The 21,776-nt window shown below is 58.2% G+C and carries 21 protein-coding genes; 10 read left to right on the top strand and 11 right to left on the bottom strand.

The window, feature by feature from the left end; translation table 11 throughout:
• Positions 1-13: 13 nt before the first annotated feature.
• The 9 genes from uraH to ACUTSU_RS03670 all read right to left on the bottom strand — a co-directional run bounded on the left by uraH (position 14) and on the right by ACUTSU_RS03670 (position 7,290).
• A complete protein-coding gene (uraH, locus tag ACUTSU_RS03710; protein WP_445649610.1) occupies positions 14-349 on the bottom strand; it encodes a hydroxyisourate hydrolase in 336 nt (111 codons plus the stop codon).
• Positions 342-842 (bottom strand): 2-oxo-4-hydroxy-4-carboxy-5-ureidoimidazoline decarboxylase, encoded by a 501-nt coding sequence (gene uraD / locus ACUTSU_RS03705; RefSeq protein WP_445649609.1) that lies wholly within the window; start codon positions 840-842, stop codon positions 342-344. The genes uraH and uraD overlap by 8 nt, the downstream gene beginning before the upstream one ends.
• Positions 842-2,098, bottom strand: coding sequence for an allantoate amidohydrolase (hpxK, locus tag ACUTSU_RS03700; RefSeq protein WP_445650233.1), 1,257 nt, complete (start codon positions 2,096-2,098; stop codon positions 842-844). The genes uraD and hpxK overlap by 1 nt, the downstream gene beginning before the upstream one ends.
• Entirely contained in the window at positions 2,098-3,339 is a 1,242-nt protein-coding gene (locus ACUTSU_RS03695; protein WP_445649608.1) for a pyridoxal-phosphate-dependent aminotransferase family protein, read from the bottom strand. Before ACUTSU_RS03695 ends, hpxK begins: the two co-directional genes overlap by 1 nt.
• Positions 3,340-3,382: 43 nt before the next feature.
• Positions 3,383-4,126, bottom strand: a complete 744-nt coding sequence (locus ACUTSU_RS03690; protein ID WP_261093905.1) for an amino acid ABC transporter ATP-binding protein — start codon at positions 4,124-4,126, stop codon at positions 3,383-3,385.
• A complete protein-coding gene (locus tag ACUTSU_RS03685) occupies positions 4,107-4,763 on the bottom strand; it encodes an amino acid ABC transporter permease (protein WP_445653781.1) in 657 nt (218 codons plus the stop codon). The genes ACUTSU_RS03690 and ACUTSU_RS03685 overlap by 20 nt, the downstream gene beginning before the upstream one ends.
• Positions 4,763-5,428: an amino acid ABC transporter permease gene (locus ACUTSU_RS03680; protein ID WP_445653780.1), complete on the bottom strand. Its 666-nt coding sequence runs from the start codon at positions 5,426-5,428 to the stop codon at positions 4,763-4,765. The genes ACUTSU_RS03685 and ACUTSU_RS03680 overlap by 1 nt, the downstream gene beginning before the upstream one ends.
• Positions 5,429-5,440: 12 nt before the next feature.
• A complete protein-coding gene (locus tag ACUTSU_RS03675; RefSeq protein WP_445649605.1) occupies positions 5,441-6,232 on the bottom strand; it encodes a transporter substrate-binding domain-containing protein in 792 nt (263 codons plus the stop codon).
• 218 nt (positions 6,233-6,450) lie between these two features.
• Positions 6,451-7,290: a MurR/RpiR family transcriptional regulator gene (locus ACUTSU_RS03670; RefSeq protein WP_445649604.1), complete on the bottom strand. Its 840-nt coding sequence runs from the start codon at positions 7,288-7,290 to the stop codon at positions 6,451-6,453.
• Between the two features lie 270 nt (positions 7,291-7,560).
• On the opposite strand from ACUTSU_RS03670, the gene ACUTSU_RS03665 reads away from it, so the two are divergent.
• Genes ACUTSU_RS03665 through ACUTSU_RS03645 form a run of 5 tightly spaced genes read left to right on the top strand, consistent with a single transcriptional unit; the run spans position 7,561 to position 11,325 of the window.
• Entirely contained in the window at positions 7,561-9,147 is a 1,587-nt protein-coding gene (locus ACUTSU_RS03665; protein WP_445649603.1) for a gamma-glutamyltransferase family protein, read from the top strand.
• Positions 9,148-9,172: 25 nt separating this feature from the next.
• Positions 9,173-9,364 (top strand): oxalurate catabolism protein HpxX, encoded by a 192-nt coding sequence (gene hpxX / locus ACUTSU_RS03660; RefSeq protein WP_174355396.1) that lies wholly within the window; start codon positions 9,173-9,175, stop codon positions 9,362-9,364.
• On the top strand, positions 9,361-10,761 hold the full coding sequence (locus tag ACUTSU_RS03655; protein WP_445649602.1) for an AtzE family amidohydrolase: 1,401 nt from the start codon (positions 9,361-9,363) through the stop codon (positions 10,759-10,761). The genes hpxX and ACUTSU_RS03655 overlap by 4 nt, the downstream gene beginning before the upstream one ends.
• Positions 10,762-10,764: 3 nt before the next feature.
• Positions 10,765-11,151 carry an oxalurate catabolism protein HpxZ gene (gene hpxZ / locus ACUTSU_RS03650; protein WP_445649601.1) on the top strand — a complete coding sequence of 129 codons (387 nt, stop codon included), beginning with the start codon at positions 10,765-10,767 and terminating at the stop codon, positions 11,149-11,151.
• Positions 11,152-11,199: 48 nt separating this feature from the next.
• Entirely contained in the window at positions 11,200-11,325 is a 126-nt protein-coding gene (locus ACUTSU_RS03645) for an addiction module toxin RelE (RefSeq protein WP_445653779.1), read from the top strand.
• Between the two features lie 9 nt (positions 11,326-11,334).
• On the opposite strand, the gene ACUTSU_RS03640 is transcribed toward ACUTSU_RS03645, so the two are convergent.
• Entirely contained in the window at positions 11,335-12,219 is an 885-nt protein-coding gene (locus tag ACUTSU_RS03640; RefSeq protein WP_445653778.1) for a siderophore-interacting protein, read from the bottom strand.
• A gap of 5 nt (positions 12,220-12,224) precedes the next feature.
• Positions 12,225-13,448, bottom strand: a complete 1,224-nt coding sequence (locus tag ACUTSU_RS03635) for an MFS transporter (protein ID WP_445649598.1) — start codon at positions 13,446-13,448, stop codon at positions 12,225-12,227.
• Positions 13,449-13,585: 137 nt separating this feature from the next.
• Here ACUTSU_RS03635 and ACUTSU_RS03630 point away from each other — a divergent pair, with 137 nt between their 5' ends.
• From ACUTSU_RS03630 to ACUTSU_RS03610, 5 genes are all read left to right on the top strand, one after another.
• Complete coding sequence (locus ACUTSU_RS03630; protein ID WP_445649597.1) at positions 13,586-15,331, top strand: IucA/IucC family protein; 1,746 nt, start codon at positions 13,586-13,588, stop codon at positions 15,329-15,331.
• A complete protein-coding gene (locus ACUTSU_RS03625; protein ID WP_445649596.1) occupies positions 15,328-16,278 on the top strand; it encodes a GNAT family N-acetyltransferase in 951 nt (316 codons plus the stop codon). The genes ACUTSU_RS03630 and ACUTSU_RS03625 overlap by 4 nt, the downstream gene beginning before the upstream one ends.
• Positions 16,275-18,023 (top strand): aerobactin synthase IucC, encoded by a 1,749-nt coding sequence (gene iucC / locus ACUTSU_RS03620; RefSeq protein WP_445649595.1) that lies wholly within the window; start codon positions 16,275-16,277, stop codon positions 18,021-18,023. Before ACUTSU_RS03625 ends, iucC begins: the two co-directional genes overlap by 4 nt.
• On the top strand, positions 18,020-19,348 hold the full coding sequence (locus ACUTSU_RS03615; protein ID WP_445649594.1) for a lysine N(6)-hydroxylase/L-ornithine N(5)-oxygenase family protein: 1,329 nt from the start codon (positions 18,020-18,022) through the stop codon (positions 19,346-19,348). Before iucC ends, ACUTSU_RS03615 begins: the two co-directional genes overlap by 4 nt.
• A gap of 161 nt (positions 19,349-19,509) precedes the next feature.
• Positions 19,510-21,747 carry a TonB-dependent siderophore receptor gene (locus ACUTSU_RS03610; RefSeq protein WP_445650232.1) on the top strand — a complete coding sequence of 746 codons (2,238 nt, stop codon included), beginning with the start codon at positions 19,510-19,512 and terminating at the stop codon, positions 21,745-21,747.
• Positions 21,748-21,776 lie beyond the last annotated feature (29 nt).

The raw sequence follows: 21,776 nt of genomic DNA, 5'->3' as shown, positions 1-21,776 counted from the left end.
CCGCTAAGGGCGTTTAACTGCCCCGGTAGGTCGAATAGGAATACGGGCTGATGAGCAGCGGTAAATGGTAATGCTGCGCCGCATCCTGGATGACGAAATCGATAATTGCCGTGGCATACAGCGTTTCACGCCGATCGGCGGTAAAGTAAGCGCCGAGATCGGCAGACAGACGGTAATGCCCAGCGGTCAGACTGTCAGAAGTTAGATCACGCGCGCGGCCGTCAGCATCGGTCAGGCTTTCCGTCAGGGTTCGCCACTGCCCGTCCTGTTGATGTTCCAGCCACACCCGTACACCCGCAGCGGGTTTACCAAGTGAGGTGTCCAGAATATGGGTACTGATATTACTCATCGCTCAGTAACTCCTTAAAACGCAGCATGGTGATTTCACGCAGTTGTTCGGCTGTTTCCTGCTGTTCCTGTTCCACACTGTTGCTCAATCGCCTTTGCAACTCGCGCAGAATGCTCTGGCCGTCACGACCGGCGGCACGGATCAAAAACACCTGACCAAATTGCTGTTCATAACGTCGATTGCCGACCCGCAGCGCTTCGGTCAGCTCTGCATCCTGCGCGTTGACCGCCGCTTGTTCACGCTGCGAAAACTGCGCCTCTTGCCCCTGGCCTTTGGCACGTTCGCCGATACGCGGATGCTGCGCCAGTGCCTGGCTGACCTCTTCCTGCTGCCAGCACAATGCCGCTTGCCAGGCCACCGCCAGCGCGGCGTCGATGCTGCTGAAGGGCCGCGCCACCACCACCGCCGCAATCCAGGACGCAATATCTACGCAGGGCCGCAGTAAGCGTTCAGCTTCCGCCTCCGGTAACTGATTAAATCGCTGCAGACTCATCAGCCATCCTCCCAACTACCAACCGTATGGCAGTAAGCCTGGATCGCCAACGCCACATCGGACTGGCTGACGGCTTCGGCCGGGTGGTGGCTAATGCCGCGATCGCAGCGGACAAACAGCATCCCCACCGGCCAACAGGCCGCTACGGCAATAGCATCGTGCCCGGCCCCGCTCGGCAGCGCCATACTGCGCCCCTGAACCGCCATCACGCTCTGCTGCCAGCGTTGTTGCAAATTTGCATCACAAGCCGTTGCATTTATGCGGTAAAACTCTTCACTGTCAAAACGCAGCCCCCGACGGGTACAGATCGCCTGCGCCTGTTCCAGCAACTGCGTCAGCAACGCAGCCAGCGGGCCATCTTCCGGCCCACGCACGTCCAGTGACAACCTGACCTCACCGGGGATCACATTCACCGCTCCCGGCAGGCTTTCAATCCGGCCGACGGTAGCCACCAGGTGCCGATCGGCGGCCGAGGTGATCGTCTCTACCGCCACCATCCATTCCGCTGCCGCCGCCAATGCGTCTTTGCGTTGCCCCATCGGCACGGTACCGGCATGCCCAGCCTGGCCCGTAAAGGTACAGTTAAGCCGACGGGCACCATTGATCGCCGTCACCACGCCCAAAGCCAGATCGGCGGCCTCCAGGCACGGCCCCTGTTCAATATGCAATTCCAGATAGCCACAAATATCACCGGGTGCTCGCCGCGCCTCACCGACGGCTGCCGGATCCAGCCCAAACTCACGTAACGCCTGTGCTACGCTGATGCCGTCGGCATCGGTGCGTTGCAGCCAGTCGGCCGGCCATCGGCCGGTAATACCCCGGCTGCCGAGCAGAGCGATACTAAAACGTGTGCCCTCTTCATCGGCAAAGCCAATCACCTCCACCGCCACCGGCAAACGTCGCTGCTGTCGATGCAAATGCGCGACCACTTCCAGCGCGGTTAACACGCCGAGCATACCGTCATAGCACCCGGCGTTACGTACCGTATCCAGATGCGAACCGAGCAGCAGTGCAGGGGCATTGGGCGTTTGGCCTTCATAGCGGCCACAGAGGTTGCCGACGCTGTCCTGCCAAACCTCCATGCCGATAGTGCGCATCCAGTCACCGACCAACTGGTTGGCTCGCTGATGCTCCGGCGACAGGTAGACCCGCGTCAACTGGCCCGGCGTGGCGCTGATCGCCGCCAGCGCATCGCAGCGGGCCATCACCCGTGCCGCGGCCTGCTCCGCCTCCAGGGCGGTTAATAGCGCGGCCATCAACGGCTGCCGTCGTCGTAGGTATTCCATGCCGCCTGCAGCGCTTCGCCCTGTTTACTGGCGAAACCCAGCCGGTTCAGCACCGCTTCCAGTGCAGTCAGAGTCTGCAGCACGCAGTCTTTACGTGCGTTATAGCCCATGGTGCCAATGCGCCAGATTTTTCCCTGCAGCGGGCCGAACGAGGTGCCGATCTCAATGGCGAAGTCGTTCAGCATCATCTGGCGTACCTGCTCGCCATGAACCTGCTGCGGGATCACTACGCCAAGCACGTTATTCATTCGGTTATCAAGGCTGCCGAAGACTTCCAGCCCCATGCCCTGAATGCCAGCCAGCATGGCCGCGCCGTGCAGCTTATGACGGGCGATGGTGTTATCCAGCCCTTCTTCCAGGATCACCCTGGCGCACTCGCGCGCGGCAAACAGCATGCTGGTGGCTTCGGTATGGTGGTTCAGGCGCTCCGGGCCCCAGTAATCCATGATCATGCCGAGATCGAAGTAGTTGGAGTAGATCATCTCGTCCTCGCCATCAGCGTGATCGAGGGTGCGTATGCCCTGCTCCACGCATTTACGCCGGCGAACAATCTCTTCAAACTGCGGGCTGAGCGTGACCGGCGAACTGCCCGATGGGCCGCCCAGGCATTTCTGCAGACCGGCGGAGACCGCATCCAGTCCCCAGGCGTCGGTTTCCAGCGGGTTACCGCCAAAGGAGGCAGTGGCATCGGTGTAAAACAGCACGCCGTGGCGGCGACAGATATCCCCCAATTGCTCCAGCGGCTGCAACATGGTGGTAGAGGTGTCGCCTTGCACCGTCAACAGCAGGCGCGGACGCACCTTCTTGATCGCGTCTTCAATCTGGTCGGCACTGAATACTTCGCCCCAGGGCACCTCAATGCTGTGTACTTCGGCGCGACAGCGGCGAGCGATCTCACACAACAGATGGCCAAAACGACCGAATACCGGCACCAGCACCTTGTCACCAGGACGAATGGCGGAGACCAGCATGGCTTCTATACCGGAGCGAGAAGTGCCGTCCACCAACATCGTCCAGCGGTTTTTGGTGCGGAACAATGCGCGATACAGCTCCATCACCTGATTCATGTAACCGGTCATCGCCGGATCGTACTGACCAATCAACTGGCTCGACATGGCGCGCAGTACGCGCGGATCCGCGTTGATCGGCCCCGGCCCCATCAACAGGCGGGCAGGAGGATTAATCTGATCGAATTGGGTGATATCTAACATGTTAATTCCTTACCAGCTTAATAACTTAATAGATTTGATGGCATCAGTTCTCAGACAGACCACGGACCGACGCAATAAACTGTTTTAATTCCTGCGTTTGCGGATTGGCGAACAGCGTGCGGCTATCGCCCTGCTCCCATACCTTGCCCTGGTGCATAAACACCACCCGGTCACCGACCTCGCGGGCAAAGTTCATTTCATGGGTCACCAGGATCAGCGTCATGCCCTCTTTGGCCAGCTGTTCCAGCACTTTCAGCACTTCGCCCACCAGTTCAGGATCCAACGCCGAGGTAATTTCGTCACACAGCAACACTTTCGGGTTCATCGCCAGCGCCCGGGCTATCGCCACCCGCTGCTGCTGGCCGCCGGAAAGGTTGGCCGGTGAATAATGCATCCGTTCGCCCAGCCCGACCTTGTTCAACATTTCTTCCGCCAGCTCGCGGCATTCGGCAGGGCTTTTCTTCAGCACCCGACGCGGCGCCAGCATCACGTTCTCCAGCGCGGTCATGTGCGGGAATAAATTGAAGTTCTGGAACACCATGCCAATAGAGCGGCTGATTTCACGCGCCTGCGAATCGCGATCGGTCACCGTCATACCGCCCAATTTGATACTGCCTTCCTGATAACCTTCCAACCCGTTGATGCAGCGTAACAAGGTGCTTTTGCCGGAGCCGCTGCGGCCAATGATTGAAATCACCTGGCCCATGTCGATATCCAGATCCACGCCCTTCAGTACATGGTTCTGACCGTAATATTTTTGAACCTGATTAATTGTGATGAGCGGCATGGAATTTCTTCTCCAGATAATGACTGTAGCGCGACAGCGGATAACACATCAGGAAATAGCCCAGCGCGACCAGACCAAAAACTTTAAAGGGTTGATAAGTGACGTTGTTCAGCATAGTGCCTGCCTTGGTCAGTTCGACAAAACCGATGATCGACGCCAATGCGGTCCCCTTGATCACCTGAACCGAAAAGCCGACGGTAGGTGCAATGGCGATACGCACGGCCTGTGGCACAATCACTCGCATCAACGTCTGGCCAAAACTCAGCCCCAGACAGCGCGACGCTTCCCACTGGCCTTTCGGCAAGGCAGCGATGCTGCCGGACCAGATATCCACCAGAAAAGCGCTGGTGAATAACGTCAGTGCCAACGCGGCCGCGGTCCAGGGGCTAACATCAATGCCGAACAGCGCCAGCCCAAAAAAAGCCAGGAACAACTGCATCAGCAGCGGCGTGCCCTGAAACAGCTCGGAATAACCGCGAACAAAGCGCAGCGCCCACTTACGTTTACTCAGGCGTAGCAACAACAGCGGCAGTGTCACCAAGGTGCCACCCAAAAACGCCGTCAGCGACAGCAGCAAAGTCCAGCGCGCCGCCAGCAGCAGGTTGCGCACAATGTCCCAGTCGGTAAAAGTCAACATCAGCTCTGGCTCCCTAGAAAACGACGTCCGGCGGCCAGCAGCAGCTGGCGCATCAATATCGACAACAGCAGGTAAAACAGCGCCGTCACCAGATACACCTCAAAACTGAGGAAGGTGCGGGACTGGATCAGGTTGGCGGCAAAGGTCAACTCTTCAAACGACACCTGCGACACCACCGATGACCCCAGCATGACGATAATGCACTGGCTGACCAACGCCGGGTAAATCCGCTGCAGCGACGGTGGCAGCACAATGCGCAAAAAAATCTGGCTGCGGCCCAGGCCCAGCACCCTGCCGGCCTCCCACTGGCCTTTCGGCGTCACCTGAATACCGGCACGGATAATTTCGGTACTGTAAGCTCCCAGGTTAATCACCATCGCCAGCAGCGCCGCCTGCCCGGCGGTCAGTTTCCAGCCTAGACTCGGCAGGCCGAAGACGATGAAGAACAGTTGCACCACGAACGGCGTATTGCGTACCACCTCAACGTAAATACCCCAAATGCGACTGGCCAGGTTAGCCTTACCGCTGCGGATCGCCGCACCACAAATCCCCAGCGCCACCCCGATCAACGTGGCCATAGCCGTCAGCTCAATGGTGGTCAATAAACCGACCAGCAACTCAGGCAGGTAAGGCCACAGGGCGGGAAAGTTCAGCTGATAGGTCATCAGACGCCCCCGTTATGCGCCGAAATTGGCAGGCAACGGCGCTTTGAGCCATTTCTCGGACAGGCCATTAAGGGTGTTATCCTTCAATGCCTGTTCAATCAGTTGATCCACTTTCGCTTTCAGCGCCGGCTCCCCCAGACGCAGTCCGACGAAGCAGGGTGAATCTTTCAGCATAAATTTGGCCACCGGTGCCTTGGTCGGGTTCTGCCGCGCGATGGCGCTCACCACCAGATTGCCGGTAGCGATGTACTGCACCTGACCGGACAGATAAGCCGACAGCGTGGTGTTGTTGTCTTCATAGCGCTTAATCTGCGTGCCTTTTGGCGCGGTGTCGCTCAGCACCATGTCTTCCACCGCACCGCGCGTCACGCCGATGGTTTTACCGTCCAACTGCGCGGCGTCTGCCAGCACCGACGCTTTCGGGCCAAAGACGCCCAAGAAGAACGGCGCATAGGTGCGGCTGAAGGCGATCGCCTTCTCGCGTTCCGCGTTTTTGCCCAGGCTGGAAATCACCAGATCAACCTTGTTGGTCTGCAGATAAGGTACGCGGTTGGCACTGGTGACCGGCACCAGCTGCAACTTAAGTTTCATCTTGTCGGCCAGATACTGCGCCATATCGATGTCATAACCCTGTGGTTGCAGATCGGTGCCCACGGAGCCGAACGGCGGGAAGTCCTGGGGCACTGCGACCCGCAACACACCACGCTGCTGGATTTCCTGCAGTTGATCCGCCATCGCCGAAGCAGTCTGAGCCATCAACAGCACTGCACCTAAAGCCACTACGCCGATTTTCTTGAAGTTCATAGACTATCCCCGATGGTGAAATGATGAAACAAAAGATTCTTTGATCACCACTCTGCAACTAATGTGCCAAAAAAAAGCGTAGGGAACGATCGGCTTTAGTGGCGGTAAGTTAGGGGATTAAGCTGGGAATTCCCCTGCCAACGTGATGACAGGGTGAAGGAATAAAGCGGGCAAATTGCGCACCATAAAAGTGCGAAAGCACCAAAACGGCGCTGGGTTCAGCGCTGATCCAGCTCATCCAGACCCGTATACAGATCTGCGATTTGGTGAATTCGTTGCCGCCCTTGCGCCAGCGTCTCGTGCAGAAGCGCATTGCTGAGCAGATTGGCCAGACTCATGGCGGCGGAATAGCTGTCAAAAGCGGAAACGCTGTCGAGCGGTGCCGCCAGATGCCAGTTCGCCAGCGGGATTAGCGCCTGTGCCTGGGGTTCACACACCAGCAGTGTCGGTACCTGCTGAACCTGCAACTGCGTCAATAACGCCCGTATCTGGCGCGGTCGGCGGCGAAACGCCACTACTATCACGACATCTCGCGGGGCCAAATCTACCAGCTCTTCCGCCAGTGTCTGACCCGGTTGCGGCACCAGTAACACCTGCTCACGCACCTGCATTAGTTGTTGGCGCAGGTGCATCGCCACCGGATAGCTGTTGCGAAACCCCATCAACACCACGCGCCGCGCCTGCACCAAAGCAGCAATCACTGCGTTGAACTGGCCGGCATCAATATGGTTCACCCACTGGGTAAGGTTAGCCATTTCCTGCTTGTAGTGGCGCGCCAGCAGAGTATTGCCCTGCACCGCGTCACGGTTATCGGTCAGCGGCATACCGCTCTGGCGCAGAGTGCGCAATTCGTCACGCATAGCGCGATAGCTCGGGTAGCCCAGGCGTTTGAACAAGCGACTAACGGTGGCTTTGGATACCCCACTCAACCGCGCCAGTTCAGCACTGTTGTAGCTGATCAGGTCATCGAAATGATCGAAAATAAAATCGGCCACCCGCTGTTCCTGCGGCGTAAGCTGCGGATATTCCCCGCGCAGGCGTTCATCAATCTGCTGCATTGCTACTCCTGCTTTCCCCAATAGATTTCAGAGTGCAGCCAGGCGGCAACCGAACGAATCCCCAGAAGCTTAGCCCTCTAAGCGACTGGGGTGAGCGAGGGAAGCCAACGCCGATGCAGTGTGAAATATGACGGGGATGTAACGTTCGTTTCAGCGGAACATAACACGGCCAATCCACCCGCTGGCAAGCGATTATTGCCCTGGCAGAAAATATGGAACGTCTCTTGCTTGTGTTTGAGGCAGACGCTGACCTCAAACAAGGGCCAAAAAATGATTAACAGCAACACCGCGCCATTGGGCATGGCCGTCACGCCGCACCACCTCGCCAGCGAAAGCGCGCTGGCGATCCTGCGCAAAGGCGGCAACGCGATTGAAGCCATGGTCGCCGCCGCAGCTACCATCGCCGTGGTCTACCCACACATGAACGGCCTGGGTGGCGATGGGTTCTGGCTGATCGTGCCGCCGCAGGGTGATCCGGTGGCCATCGACGCCAGCGGCGCAGCCGGATCCTTGGCCACGCTGGATTTTTACGCTGGTGAAACTCACATTCCCCATCGGGGGCCAAAAGCCGCGCTGACCGTCGCCGGTACCGTCGGCGGCTGGCAAGAAGCACTGGATTACTCCGCTGAACTGGGCGGTGAACAGTTGCCGTTGCCGCGCCTGCTGGCAGATGCGATCCGTTATGCCGCAGACGGCATTCCGGTCACGGCCTCACAGGAGGCGGCTACCCGCAGTAAATATCATGAGCTGGCAGAGCGGGAGCATTTTGCCCGCACTTACCTGCCGCACGGTAATATTCCTCACGCCGGACAACGTTTCTGCCAGCCACAGTTGGCGGAGACTCTGATTACCCTGGCCGAACAGGGATTGGACAGCTTCTATCGCGGCCGATTGGCAGAAGGCATGGCGGCAGATATGGCCAGGCTGGGCATGCCACTTACTGCGCAGGATTTGGCGGATTATCGGCCACGCCGCCGTACACCGCTGCGGCTGGAGCATCAGAAAGGTGAGATTTTTAACCTGACGCCACCGACTCAGGGTCTGGTGTCGTTGGCGATCCTCGGGCTGACCGACCGTCTGCCGCTTGCCGGCCGCAGCGAAGGCGCGGTGGTACATGGCATCGTCGAGGCCACCAAACTGGCTTTCGGCCTGCGTGACCAATTCATCACCGATCCGCGTCAGATGACTCAGGATCCACAGGCGTTATTGACGGCCGAACATCTGGATACGCTGGCCAGGCGCATCGAGCCTGAACAGGCCGCCGCCTGGGGGAAAGGCAAAGGGCCGGGCGATACCGTGTGGATGGGGGTGATGGACAGCAGCGGTCTGGCGGTGTCCTTTATTCAAAGCATTTATCACGAATTCGGCAGCGGCGTAGTACTGCCGCAAAGTGGCGTGCTGTGGCAAAACCGTGGCGCGTCCTTCAGTCTGGATGCCGCGCACCTGCTGGCATTGGCACCGGGTAAACAACCTTTCCATACTTTGAACCCGGCAGCGGCACGTCTGTATGACGGGCGTACCCTGGTGTACGGCTCGATGGGCGGTGACGGCCAGCCGCAAACCCAGGCAGCGGTGTTTGTCCGCCATGTGGTGCAGGGGTTGCCGCTGCAACAGGCGATCAGCGCGCCGCGCTGGCTGCTCGGCCGCACCTGGGGTGAAAGCTCCGACTCATTAAAACTGGAGGGGCGTTTTAGCGAAGAAACCCTGGCCTACCTGCGTCAACGCGGCCATGAGGTGGAACTATTACCGGATTTCAGCGAGGCGGTCGGCCACGCCGGCGCCATTGTTCGCCATACTAACGGCATGCTCGAAGGCGCTTTTGATCCACGCAGCAACGGCAGCGCCGCCGGCTTCTAGCCGCTCTTTCAATAAGGGGATCCCCATGAACCACCCACCTGCCACCGACTGGGCGGCTTATATCAGCCAGATGGAGAACATACTGGCCCTGGAATTGAATGACGCACGCCGTCAGGAACTGCTGATCCAATTCAACCGCATCGCCGCAATGGCAGAGCCGCTGATGGCGCTGCCGCTCGATCAGCGCCTGGAAACCGCCGGAGTGTATCGAGCATGAATCCGATAAGCGCATTGTCGATCGCCGAGATCCGCGCGGCCCTGAAGCAGGGCGCGATTTCCGCCCGAGAGATCACCCAGCAAACGCTGGACAATATCGACACCCAAAATCCTTCGCTGAACGCCTATACCTACGTCACCCGCGAACGTATGCTGACGGAGGCCGATCATCTCGATCGCGCCCGTGCTAAAGGGCAAACATTGCCCAGCCTGGCGGCCATACCTTATGCGGTGAAGAATCTGTTCGATGTCACCGGGGAAACCACCCTGGCCGGTGCCAGCCTGTTTTGCGATAACCCGTCCGCCAAACAGGACGCCTGGGTAGTCAACAAGCTGGCGGCACAGGGCGCGCTGCTCTCCGGCATGCTGAATATGGATGCCTATGCCTACGGTTTCACCACCGAAAACAGCCACTACGGTGTAACGCGTAACCCACACGACACCACGCGTATTGCCGGGGGTTCCTCTGGTGGTTCAGCGGCTGCGGTCGCCGCCGGGTTGGTCACCTTTTCACTCGGCAGCGATACCAACGGCTCAATACGCGTGCCCTCTTCACTGTGCGGTATCTTCGGGCTGAAGCCGACCTTTGGCCGCCTGTCGCGCAGCGGCAGTCAGCCGTTTGTCGCCAGCCTGGATCATGTCGGCCCCTTCGCCCGGCGGGTGCGCGATCTGGCCGCGGTGTATGACGTAATGCAAGGCACCGATATCGAAGATCGCTTCCAGGCGGAAAAACCGATCACCCAAACCGAATCGCTGCTGCCGCGTGGCCAACAAGGACTGCGTTGCGCGGTGCTGACCGGTTATTTCCAGCAATGGTGCAATGAAGACGCCAAAGCGGCTGTACAACAGCTCGCTCAGGCGCTGGAAGCCAGCGCCGAAGTCGAACTGCCACAGGCTGAACTGGCGCGTTCGGCGGCGTTTATTCTCACTGCCGCCGAGGGAGGTAACCAGTACCTGCCGCAGTTGCGCAACCAACCTGAGCGCTTTGAACCGCTGTCGCGCGAGCGGCTGCTTGCCGGCGCCATGCTGCCCGCCGCCTGGTACCTGCAGGCACAACGTTTCCGCACTCATTTCCAGCAACAGGTATTGCCGCTGTTTGAACACTGGGACATTCTGATCGCCCCGGCCACGCCGTCCGGCGCGACGGTCATTGGTCAGGAAACCATGCGTATTAACGGCACTGACCTGCCGATCCGCGCCAGCATGGGCATGCTGACACAACCGATCTCTTTTCTCGGCCTGCCGGTGGTGACGGTGCCGCTGAAAACCGCGGCGGGGCTACCGATCGGCCTGCAGCTTATCGCACCGCCATGGCGTGAAGATCTGGCGCTGCGAGCCGCCTATGCGCTGGAGCAACGCGGCGTAACGGTCTGTGTTTTACCGGGGAAACAGGATTAACTGATGAAGAGTGAATATATCGATCGGCCGGCAGTACTGGCAGAGATGAAAGCCGCCTTTTATCGTTACGAACAGGCGTTGACTGGCAATGATATTGAAGTTTTGGATGAACTGTTTTGGCACGACGGGCGAACCGTCCGTTATGGTGCGACGGAGAATTTGTACGGTATCGATCAAATCCGCGACTTCCGCCAACAGCGGCCATCAAAAGGGCTGGATCGCCTGCTGGAAAACACTGTCATCACCACCTACGGTGACGATATGGCCGTTGCCAGCACCGAATTCCGCCGCCCCGACAGCGACAGTGTCGGGCGTCAGATGCAAACCTGGGTTAAATTGCCCTGCGGCTGGCGCATCGTCGCCGCGCATGTGAGTTTGATGGCGGAATAATTGCGACTGAACAAAAATTGGACAACCCGAGGCCGTCCGCTAGCAGAGATGGATACGGAATTTAGAGAATGGCCGATTGATTTTGGCAACAGTGGTTATATCGCGCTGTATCATTTTGATGGCCACGCCGCAGTACTGCTGGCGGTGCGCCACCAAAGTGAAGTCGGTTATTGAGGGATTAACTCAACACCAATAGGCCATAAAGTTAACGGTAGAGCGGTCTAAATCGCGTTCGCCAATCAGGTAGCGGCGCAACGCCTTCACCGCTGAAGATTCTGCCGCGACCCAGGCGTAGAAGCTTTTCGCCCCTTCGGCCCGTTCCCACAGCAGGTCGCTACCCAGGCTGTTTTCAGTCAGCGACTGTGACTGCGTACGCGCCGACTCTGGAATATTCACCCGCTGGCGCACCGATTCCACCAGCAAGGTGCCGTGCATCTGCTGATGCCCCACGTCACGCGGTAACCAATACACCTCGGCAAACGGGAAGCGGTCCATATTCAGGCAGTCGCCCGCAACCGGCACTTCAAAGAACGCCTGCACCCGTGGCGGGTTGACCTGCAGCGCCAGCTGTTCCAAAATACCCACTGCCGCCGGCACCGCAGTTTCATCGGCGATCAGCAGTGCCTGTTGCAAGGCGCTCGGCGGTGCCCATTCATAACCGCCGCTGTCGCCGTCAAAATCGGCATTGGGCGCAACCGCCTGCAGGGTATCACCCGGTTTGGCCTCGGTCGCCCAGGCGGAAGCCGGGCCGTTGACGCCATGCAACACAAACTCGACGTCCATCTGATGGAGTTCAGTGCGCAACGCCCGCAGCGTGTAAGTACGCATCACCGGGCGCTGTTCTTTCGGTATCGCCATATAATGACGATACCAGTCGTCGCTGTTTTCCAGACAGGAAGGCTGACCATTCTCGGCCGGGAACAACAGTTTGATGCGCTGATCCGGGGCCTCCAGCTTCATGCGGTGGACGTCCGGTCCTTCGAAAACGCAGCGCAGCAAGGAAGGCGATACGTTTTCTTTTACTTTCAGTGTGATATCAAAAACTCTGTAGCTTGATACGCCGGACATAGCTGTTACTCTCCCGCAGAATTTACCCTGACACGGTGCTGGCACCACAGCCAGCCGCTGATACCGCCCAACAGCACCGCCATCGTCAGAGCCGCCGCAATCAGCTGCGACTCACCATAAAACCTGGCCACCACCGGCACCATCAGCGCGCTCAGACCGTAACCCAGCGTGTGGCTGGTGGCAATGACTCCAGACCCTTTGCCGGTGGACAATTTATCGTTCAGCAACAGCTGGTAGCCCGGTGTCGCCATAGCCGCGCCAAAGGAGGCCAACGCACAACCGGCATAGAACAACGCCAGTGGCTCAGCGCACATCAGGCTCAGCCCGACCACCATCAATACCGCGGCAAGCAGCAGCAGTTGTGACGCGCTAAAGCGCTGTGGGCGCACCACCAGAAACTGTGCCAATAAGGTACAACCCGCCGCTACGCTCAACAGCACCGCCACATGATGGCTGACGTTGGTAGCAGAGTGGCTGAATAAACGGCTCAAATGTGGTGCCAACCCGAGTTGCATCAGGCTGACCGATGCCGCCAACAAGACCGCGCACAGCAAATAAGGCACCATATTGAGACGCAGCCGGTTTTGCTGATGGGCCACCGGTGGCAAAGGTGGATCGTTATGCTGGCGGCATATCACCAGCAAGGCGATTAATGGCGCAAACGCCATCAGCCAAAGCGGCGCCATCGGATGAATCGACAACGCCAACGCGGCGCACAAGGGGCCAAGCAGTCGCCCACAGCTCAGCCCGGAGCTGATGGTGGCCAGCGCCGACATACGCTGTTCGTAACCGGCCCGCTGCAGGGCCCAGGTCTGACTGGCAGGCACCATGCCGGACACCGTCAAGCCATAGATAATTCGTGCCACGATCAGGGCGCCCAATCCCGCCATCGGCGCAAGCCAGCCTGCCGCCAGCCCCCAAACCGCCAGTGCCAGCAAGGCAAAACTGAACAAATACCCTGCTAACGCCATGGTGACTACAAACTTGCAGCCGCGAATTTCGGACTGCTTGCCCCACCAAGGCGAGCCGACCAGAAACAGCATCGAGCCGAGCGTTAATAGCCCGGCCCAGACGGAAAGCGACAGATGAGTCATGCTGACCAACACCGGCAATGCCACCAGCAGGCCGTTTTGCCCAATGCCCAACAACCCGGCGCAAAGCGCCAGCGGCCAGTTGGAAGGAGACGTATTCCCAATTTTCGGTGATTTAGGGGGAGAAGAAATATGCATCAAACGTAAATTTACCGTTAATAAAATTATAAGGTTATGTTCAATTCATTGAAAAATTGTATCATAGGACGATTGATAATAATAAATATTATTGATATAAGAATCATTCTCAATTGATTCAACAGTGAAATGGGATCATGACAATCCAGTTTGAAACCGCGACGACCGACGTGGCTACACAATGTTTTCTCAACGCATTGATGCGTGAAACCCAGGACTGGCAAATCGTTCCGGCGGCCAGCCACCAACAGTATCCGCAACTGCACATTCCACTTTCGCCTTCTCAGGCTATTCGCATCGCTTTACGCCATACTTCCCCCACTCAGCATCACCAGTATGTGTTCCCCGCTTATTTGTATCAGCAGGATGACGGTGCCGGGGTTGCGCTAAGCGTGGAACAGCTGGTGACCTTGCTGCTGGAAAAACCGGCGGTGAAAGGCGAACTGTCGGATGAAGTGGTAGCCCGCTTCCGTCAGCGAGTGCTGGAAAGTCATGACAACACCCAGCAGGCGATCAATATTCGTCTGGATTGGCCCGCGCTGCGCGATAAGCCGCTGAACTTCGCCCAGGCGGAACAGGGTCTGTTGGTGGGGCACGCCTTCCACCCGGCACCGAAGTCTCATGAGCCATTCAACCATCAGCAGGCGCACCGCTATCTGCCGGATTTTGCCGCCAGCTTCCCGCTGCGTTGGTTTGCGGTCGATAAACGCCAACTGTGCGGTGATAGCCTGAATCTGACGCTGCAGCAGCGCCTGCAACGTTTTGCCGCCGAAAGTGCCCCGCAGCTGTTGGCACACTTTAGCGATAATGTCTGGCTGCTACCGATGCATCCCTGGCAGGCCGACCATTTACTGACGCAGGGCTGGTGCCAGGATCTGGTGACCCAGGGACTGCTGCAGGATCTGGGTGAAGCCGGCGAACGCTGGCTGCCTACCAGTTCTTCGCGCTCGCTGTACAGCGCCAGTAACCGTGACATGATCAAATTCTCCCTTAGCGTGCGCCTGACCAACTCGGTGCGCACCCTGTCGGTAAAAGAAGTGAAGCGTGGGATCCGCCTGGCACGTCTGGCGCAAACTCCACGCTGGCAACAGTTACAGGCGCGCTATCCGACCTTCCGCGTAATGCAGGAAGACGGCTGGGCCGGTCTTCGCTCGGCAGACGGCACCATCCAGGAAGAAAGCCTGATGGCGCTGCGCGATAACCTGCTGTTCGAGCAGCCGCAAAGCCAGACCAACGTGTTGGTGACGCTGACCCAGGCCGCGCCGGATGGCGGCGACAGTCTGCTGGCTGCCGCGGTGCGCCGTTTGGCCAGCCGCTTGAATCTACCGTTGCAACAAGCCGCCCACACCTGGCTGGATGCCTACTGCCAACAGGTGTTGCTGCCGCTGTTCAGTACCGAAGCCGATTACGGGCTGGTGCTGCTGGCTCACCAGCAAAACATTCTGGTAGAGATGCAGCAGGACCTGCCGATCGGCATGCTGTATCGCGACTGTCAGGGCAGTGGTTTTACCCGTGACGCCGGCCCCTGGCTGGAAGAAATTGGCGAAGCCGATGCGGAAAACCGCTTCAGCGAGCAACAGTTGCTGCGCTACTTCCCTTACTACCTGCTGGTGAACTCCAGCCTGGCGGTCACCGCCGCACTGGCCGCGGCCGGTTTCGACAGCGAAGAGGCATTGATGGCCCGGGTACGCGACGCACTGAGCGGCCTGCGCGCCAACGCCAAAAATACCCTGTGCCTGGACTACGTGCTCGACAGCAGCCACTGGAATTGCAAAGGCAACTTCTTCTGTTACCTGCACGACCATAACGAAAACACCATCGTTGATCCGGCGGTGATTTATTTCGATTTCATTAACCCGCTGCGCCAGGGGGCCACCCAATGATGCCGCACGCCAAACTGATGCATGCCGCCAGCGGTTTCCGCTGTGAACGGCTGGAACGGGAGTTGCAGCTTGGCCTGGGCCTGGACGGCAGCGCCGTATTGCACTATCCGGGCCCGTTGCCACAGGGCTGGCTGGTTCAAGCGTTAGACCAGTTACTGGTGGCCGCACCGCAGCTCAGCGGTGTCACCTTACCTTACGCGCAATGGCGTGAAGAACCGCAGGCGCAGGCACTGTTCGCGTTGGTCAGCGGTGACTATCTGCCACGCGAAACCTTTTATCAGTTACCGTTGTGGCTGATGGCTGAACGCAACCGCGCCTCCGGCCAGATGCAATATGACGCGGAACGCAGCCTGTGGTACCCACAACGCCCGGCACGTCCCAACGGTGAGGTATATCGCCGTTACGATCCGCAGTTGAAGAAAACCCTCAGTTTCCGCCTGCCGGAAGTGGAACACGACGCCGAACAGTTCACCCTCTGGATGAATTCACCGCGCGTTGACGCCTTCTGGGAAATGAGCGGCCCGCTCGAAACCCAGGCCGCCTATCTGCAGCGCCAACTGGACTCTAGCTATTGCTACCCGTTGCTGGGTTGCTTTGACGATCGCCCGTTCGGCTATTTCGAAGTTTATTGGGCGCCGGAGGATCGCATTGGTCGCCACTATCGCTGGCAACCCTTCGATCGTGGGCTGCACATGCTGGTGGGTGAAGAAGACTGCCGCGGTGCGCAGTACATCCGCAGTTGGCTACGCGGCCTGACGCATTATCTGTATCTGGATGAACCACGCACCACTAGGGTGGTCGCCGAGCCGCGTGCCGACAACCAACGCCTGTTCCGTCACCTGCCTGCCGCCGGTTATCACACCCTTAAAGAGTTTGATTTCCCACATAAGCGTTCGCGTTTGATCGTCAATCAGCGTGCCGAATTCTTCCAGGAGACCTGCGTATGATGACCCCGGATTACGCCGACTGGCAGCGCGTTAACCGCCAGATGATCGCCAAGATCCTCGCCGAGCTGGAATACGAGCACGCGCTGCAGGCCGAACATCACGACGGCCAATGGCACATTACGCTGGGCGACGCCCACTACAACTTCGACGCCGAACGCGGTATCTGGGGCTGGCTGCATATCGACCCGACTACGCTGGCCTGCGATCAATTGCCGTTAGCCGCCGACCAAACGCTGCGCCAACTGGCACAGGTGTTGAAGATGGACGATGCGCAGGTTGCAGAACATCTGGAAGACCTGTACGCCACGCTGCGCGGCGATATGCAGTTGCTGTCTGCCCGCCACGGTATGAGTGCGCAGGATCTAATCGCGCTGGACGCCGATGCGCTGCAATGCCTGCTGGCCGGACATCCCAAGTTTATCTTCAACAAAGGTCGTCGCGGTTGGGGCCTGACCGCGCTGCAGCAGTATGCGCCGGAATACCAGGGCCAGTTTCGCCTGCACTGGGTGGCGGCCAAGCGTGGCAGCTTCGTCTGGTGTGCTGATGAAGAATATCCGCTGACCCAGTTGCTTGATAGCGCCATGGACAGCGCCGAACGCCAGCGCTTCGATCGCCGCTGGCGCGAGCTGAAACTGACTCATGACTGGATCCCGGTGCCCCTGCATCCGTGGCAGTGGCAGCAAAAGATCGCGCTGCACTTCCTGCCGCAGTTGGCCGAAGGTGAACTGGTGGAGTTGGGGGAATTTGGTGACAACTATTTGGCGCAGCAATCGTTGCGTACCCTGACCAACATCAGCCGCCGCTCCGCCTTCGACATCAAGCTACCGCTGACCATTTACAACACCTCGTGCTATCGGGGCATTCCTGGCAAGTACATCAGCGCCGGGCCGGCCGCTTCCCGCTGGCTGCAGCAGATCTTTAGCGAAGACAGCACGCTGCGTGCCAGCGGCGCCGAGATCCTGGGTGAACCGGCGGCGGGTTATATGGCCCACCCAACCTACGCATCCCTGAGCAAAGCACCCTATCGCTATCAGGAAATGCTCGGCGTGATCTGGCGTGAGAATCCGTCCTGCTATCTGCAGGAAGGCGAACAGGCCATTTTAATGGCGACGCTGATGGAAACCGACAACCATGGCCAGCCGCTGATCGCCGCCTATATTGATCGCTCCGGCCTGAGCGCTGAAGCCTGGCTGCAACAGATGTTCAGTGTGGTGGTGTTGCCGATGTATCACCTGATGTGCCGCTACGGCGTGGCGCTGATTGCCCACGGACAGAACATCACGCTGGTGATGAAAGACCACGTGCCGCAACACGTGTTGCTTAAAGACTTCCAGGGAGATATGCGCCTGGTGGATAAGGACTTCCCCGAAGCGGCGTCGCTGCCAACAGTGGTGAAGGACGTCACCGTGCGTCTGTCCGCCGACTATCTGATCCATGACTTGCAAACCGGCCATTTCGTCACCGTGCTGCGCTTTATTTCGCCGCTGATGCAAGCCTGCGGAGTCAGTGAAACCCGTTTCTATCAACTGCTGGCAAAGGTGTTGGAAGGCTATATGGCTCAACATCCGGACATGGCAGAACGCTTTGCTCTGTTTGATCTGTTTAAACCACAAATCATTCGCGTGGTGCTCAACCCGGTGAAACTCACCTATTCGGAGCAGGATGGCGGCAGCCGCATGTTGCCAAACTATCTGCAGGATCTGGATAACCCTCTTTACCTGGTCACCAAGGAGTTTGCCCAATGAATCAGCCCCTGGATTTCATCGGCATTGGCGTAGGTCCGTTCAACCTCAGTATTGCCGCACTCGGCAGCGAAATTGCCGGTTTTAACGTGAAGTTTCTCGAGCGCAAACCGCACTTTTCCTGGCACCCCGGCATGATGGTGCCGGATTGCCATATGCAGACCAGTTTCCTCAAGGATCTGGTCAGCGCGGTATCGCCGACCAATCCCTACAGCTTTATTAACTATCTGGTGAAGCGGAAGAAATTTTACCGTTTCCTGACCACCGAGCTGCGCACGGTGTCGCGCGAAGAGTTTGCCGACTACCTCGACTGGGCGGCCAATGGCCTGAAGTCGATCGAGTTCAGTCAGGACATTCAAAGCGTAGATTTTGACGACCAACAGCGGCAATTTGTCGTCACCACCCAGCGCACCACCTACCGGGCACGCCACGTCTGTCTGGGTATCGGCAAACGCATCAAGCTGCCGGACTGCGTGACCGAACAAAACGACCGCTGCTTCCATGCCAGCGAGATGACGTTGCGCAATCCGGATCTGACCGGCAAGCGCGTCACCATCGTCGGCGGCGGCCAGAGCGGTGCCGATCTGTTCCTGAACATCTTCCGCGCCGAGTGGGGCCAGCCGGCGCAGTTGAACTGGATCTCGCGTCGCAATAACTATAACGCCCTGGATGAAGCCGCCTTCGCCAACGAGTATTTCACTCCGGACTACGTTGACAGCTTCTATGGCCTGAATGACAGCGCCAAGCAACGCATGCTGACCGAGCAGAAGATGACCTCTGACGGCATCACCAGCGACTCGCTGTTAGCGATTTACCGGGCGATGTATCACCAATTTGAAGTGCTGCGCGAAAAACCCTGGGCGCACCTGTTACCCAGCCGCTCGCTCGCGGCCATCCAGGCCGCAGGCAATGGCTGGCAGCTAGTGACTCACCACCACCTCGATCAGGGCAAAGAAACCTTCGATACCGATGTGGTGATCTTCGCTACCGGCTATCAGCAGGATCGCCCAGCGTTCCTTGAACCGCTGGCGGACCGCCTGTTAACCACCGCCGATGACCAGTATCGCGTGGCCCCCGACTTCACCCTGGAGTGGGAAGGCCCCAAGGAAAACTGCCTGTTTGCGGTTAACGCCGGCATGCACAGTCACGGCATCGCCGAACCCCAGCTCAGCCTGATGGCCTGGCGTTCGGCGCGTATTCTCAACCGGGCTTTAGGACGCGACCAGTTCGATTTAACGTCCACCCCGGCGGTGATCCAATGGCGCAGCCAGCAACCGGGCACCCCTGCCCGAGCGACACACGCTATGCTCAATTACACCGAGTTTTAATTCTACCTTATAGCTTTCAAGTTGCAGCCAGGCGACAAACTCACTCATCCCCAGGCGCTTACTTTAGTAAGTAACTGGGGTAAATTAGTGCAGGTAACAACGCTGCCGCTTGAAAGATGACGGGTATACACACCAATGATGGGAAACACTGGAAGATAATGATGAAGCGCAAACACCTCTGGGTATTAAATCCTTGTCTGCTGGCGATGATCGCCCCAGCAGCAGCCTGGGCAGAAGAACAAAAAAGCGAAGAACAAATGGTGGTTTCCGCCAGCCGCGCGCACCGTACCGTAGCAGAAATGGCGCAGACTACCTGGGTGATTGAGAGCCAGGAAATTGAGCAACAGGTACAGGGCGGCAAAGAGATCAAGGACATGCTGGCGCAATTGATCCCAGGTATGGACGTCAGCGGTCAGGGCCGTACCAACTACGGCATGAACCTGCGCGGCCGTTCAATGATGGTGATGATCGACGGCGTGCGTTTGAACTCTTCACGCAGCGACAGCCGCCAGCTGGACTCGATCGACCCGTTTAATATCGACCACATTGAAGTGATCTCCGGTGCCACCTCGCTGTACGGCGGCGGCAGCACCGGCGGGTTGATCAACATCGTCACCAAAAAAGGCCAGAAGGAGCAGCAGGTTGAGCTGCAGATCGGCGGAAAAACCGGCTTTGGCGGCCATAACGACCACGACGAAAACGTAGCGGCGGCCGTCAGTGGCGGTAACGATAATGCCTCGGGCCGCCTGTCGGTCTCTTACCAGCGCTACGGCGGTTGGTACGACGGCAAGGGCAATGAAGTCCTGATCGACAATACCCAGACTGGCCTGCAGTATTCCGATCGCCTCGATGTGATGGGTACCGGCACCATTAATATCGACGATCACCAGCAGCTGCAACTGACCACCCAGTATTACAAAAGCCAGTCCGACGGCGACCACGGCCTGTTCCTGGGGGAGAATTTCTCCGCCGTGACCGGCAGCGCCAAAGCTTATAACAGCGGCAACCTGAATTCGGATCGTATTCCTGGCACTGAACGTCACCTGATTAACCTGCAGTACTCCAACACCGATTTCCTCGGTCAGGATCTGGTGGCACAGGTCTATTATCGCGATGAATCGCTGACCTTCTACCCGTTCCCGACGCTGGCAGGCAAAGCACCGAACTACTACGTCAGCAGCATCGGCGCTTCCCAGCAAAAAACCGACTTTTACGGCGGCAAGCTGACGCTGAACAGCAAACCTATCGATGCCCTGACGCTGACCTACGGCATCGACGCCGAGCATGAAACGTTCAATTCCAACCAGCAGTTCTTCAATCTGGCGAAGGCACAGCAATCCGGCGGTATGACGCTGGAGAATGCCTATAACACCGGTCGCTATCCGGGTTACACCACCAGTAATCTGGCCACGTTCATGCAGGCCAGTTACGATATTAACCCGATATTTACCCTAAGCGGCGGTGTGCGTTATCAGTACACTGAAAACAAGATTGATGACTTTGTCGGTTATAGCCAACAGCAGTCCATCGCCACCGGCGGCGCGACCTCAGCGGACGCCATCCCTGGAGGGAAAACCGACTATAACAATGCCCTGTTCAACGCCGGCCTGCTGGCGCACCTGACCGAACGTCAACAGACCTGGGTCAACTTCTCCCAGGGCTACGAGATCCCGGATCCGGGCAAATATTACGGCAACGGCACTTATTCGCTGAACAACGGCCACTATCAGCTGAACAAAAGCGTCAACGTCGGCGATTCCAAGCTGGAAGGCATTAAGGTTAACTCCTATGAGCTCGGCTGGCGCTATACCGGCGACAACCTGCGCACGCAGATCGCCGGCTACTATTCACTGTCCGATAAGAGTATTTCGATCAACAAAACCGACATGACCATTAACGTCAACTCGGACAAACGCCGTATTTACGGGGTGGAAGGCGCGGTCGATTACTTCTTCGAAGACAGCGACTGGAGCGCGGGCACCAACTTTAACTTCATCCGCTCCGAGACCAAGGTCAACGGCGAATGGAAAAAGCTGGTGGTAGATACCGCCAGCCCATCCAAAGTGACTGCCTATGTCGGCTGGGCGCCGGGCGACTGGAACCTGCGCCTGCAGTCACAGCAGACTTTCGACGTGTCGGATGACGGCGATTACACCAAGGCCAGCTCCACTCAGGGCCGCAAAATTGATGGCTACAACACCATCGATTTCCTCGGCAGCTATGCCCTGCCGGTGGGTAAACTCAGCTTCAGCATAGAGAACCTGCTGGACAAGGAATACACCACCGTCTGGGGCCAGCGTGCACCGATCCTTTATAGCCCAACCTACGGCTCACCAGAGCTTTACAGCTATAAAGGCCGTGGACGCACCTTTGGTCTGAACTACTCCGTACTGTTCTGATCCCTGCCTGGGCGCATTTTCGCGCCCAA

The organism is Serratia sp. NA_13 (assembly GCF_052691735.1).
The sequence above is the reverse complement of the archived record's forward strand: the minus strand, read 5'-3'. Positions and strand labels throughout refer to the sequence as shown.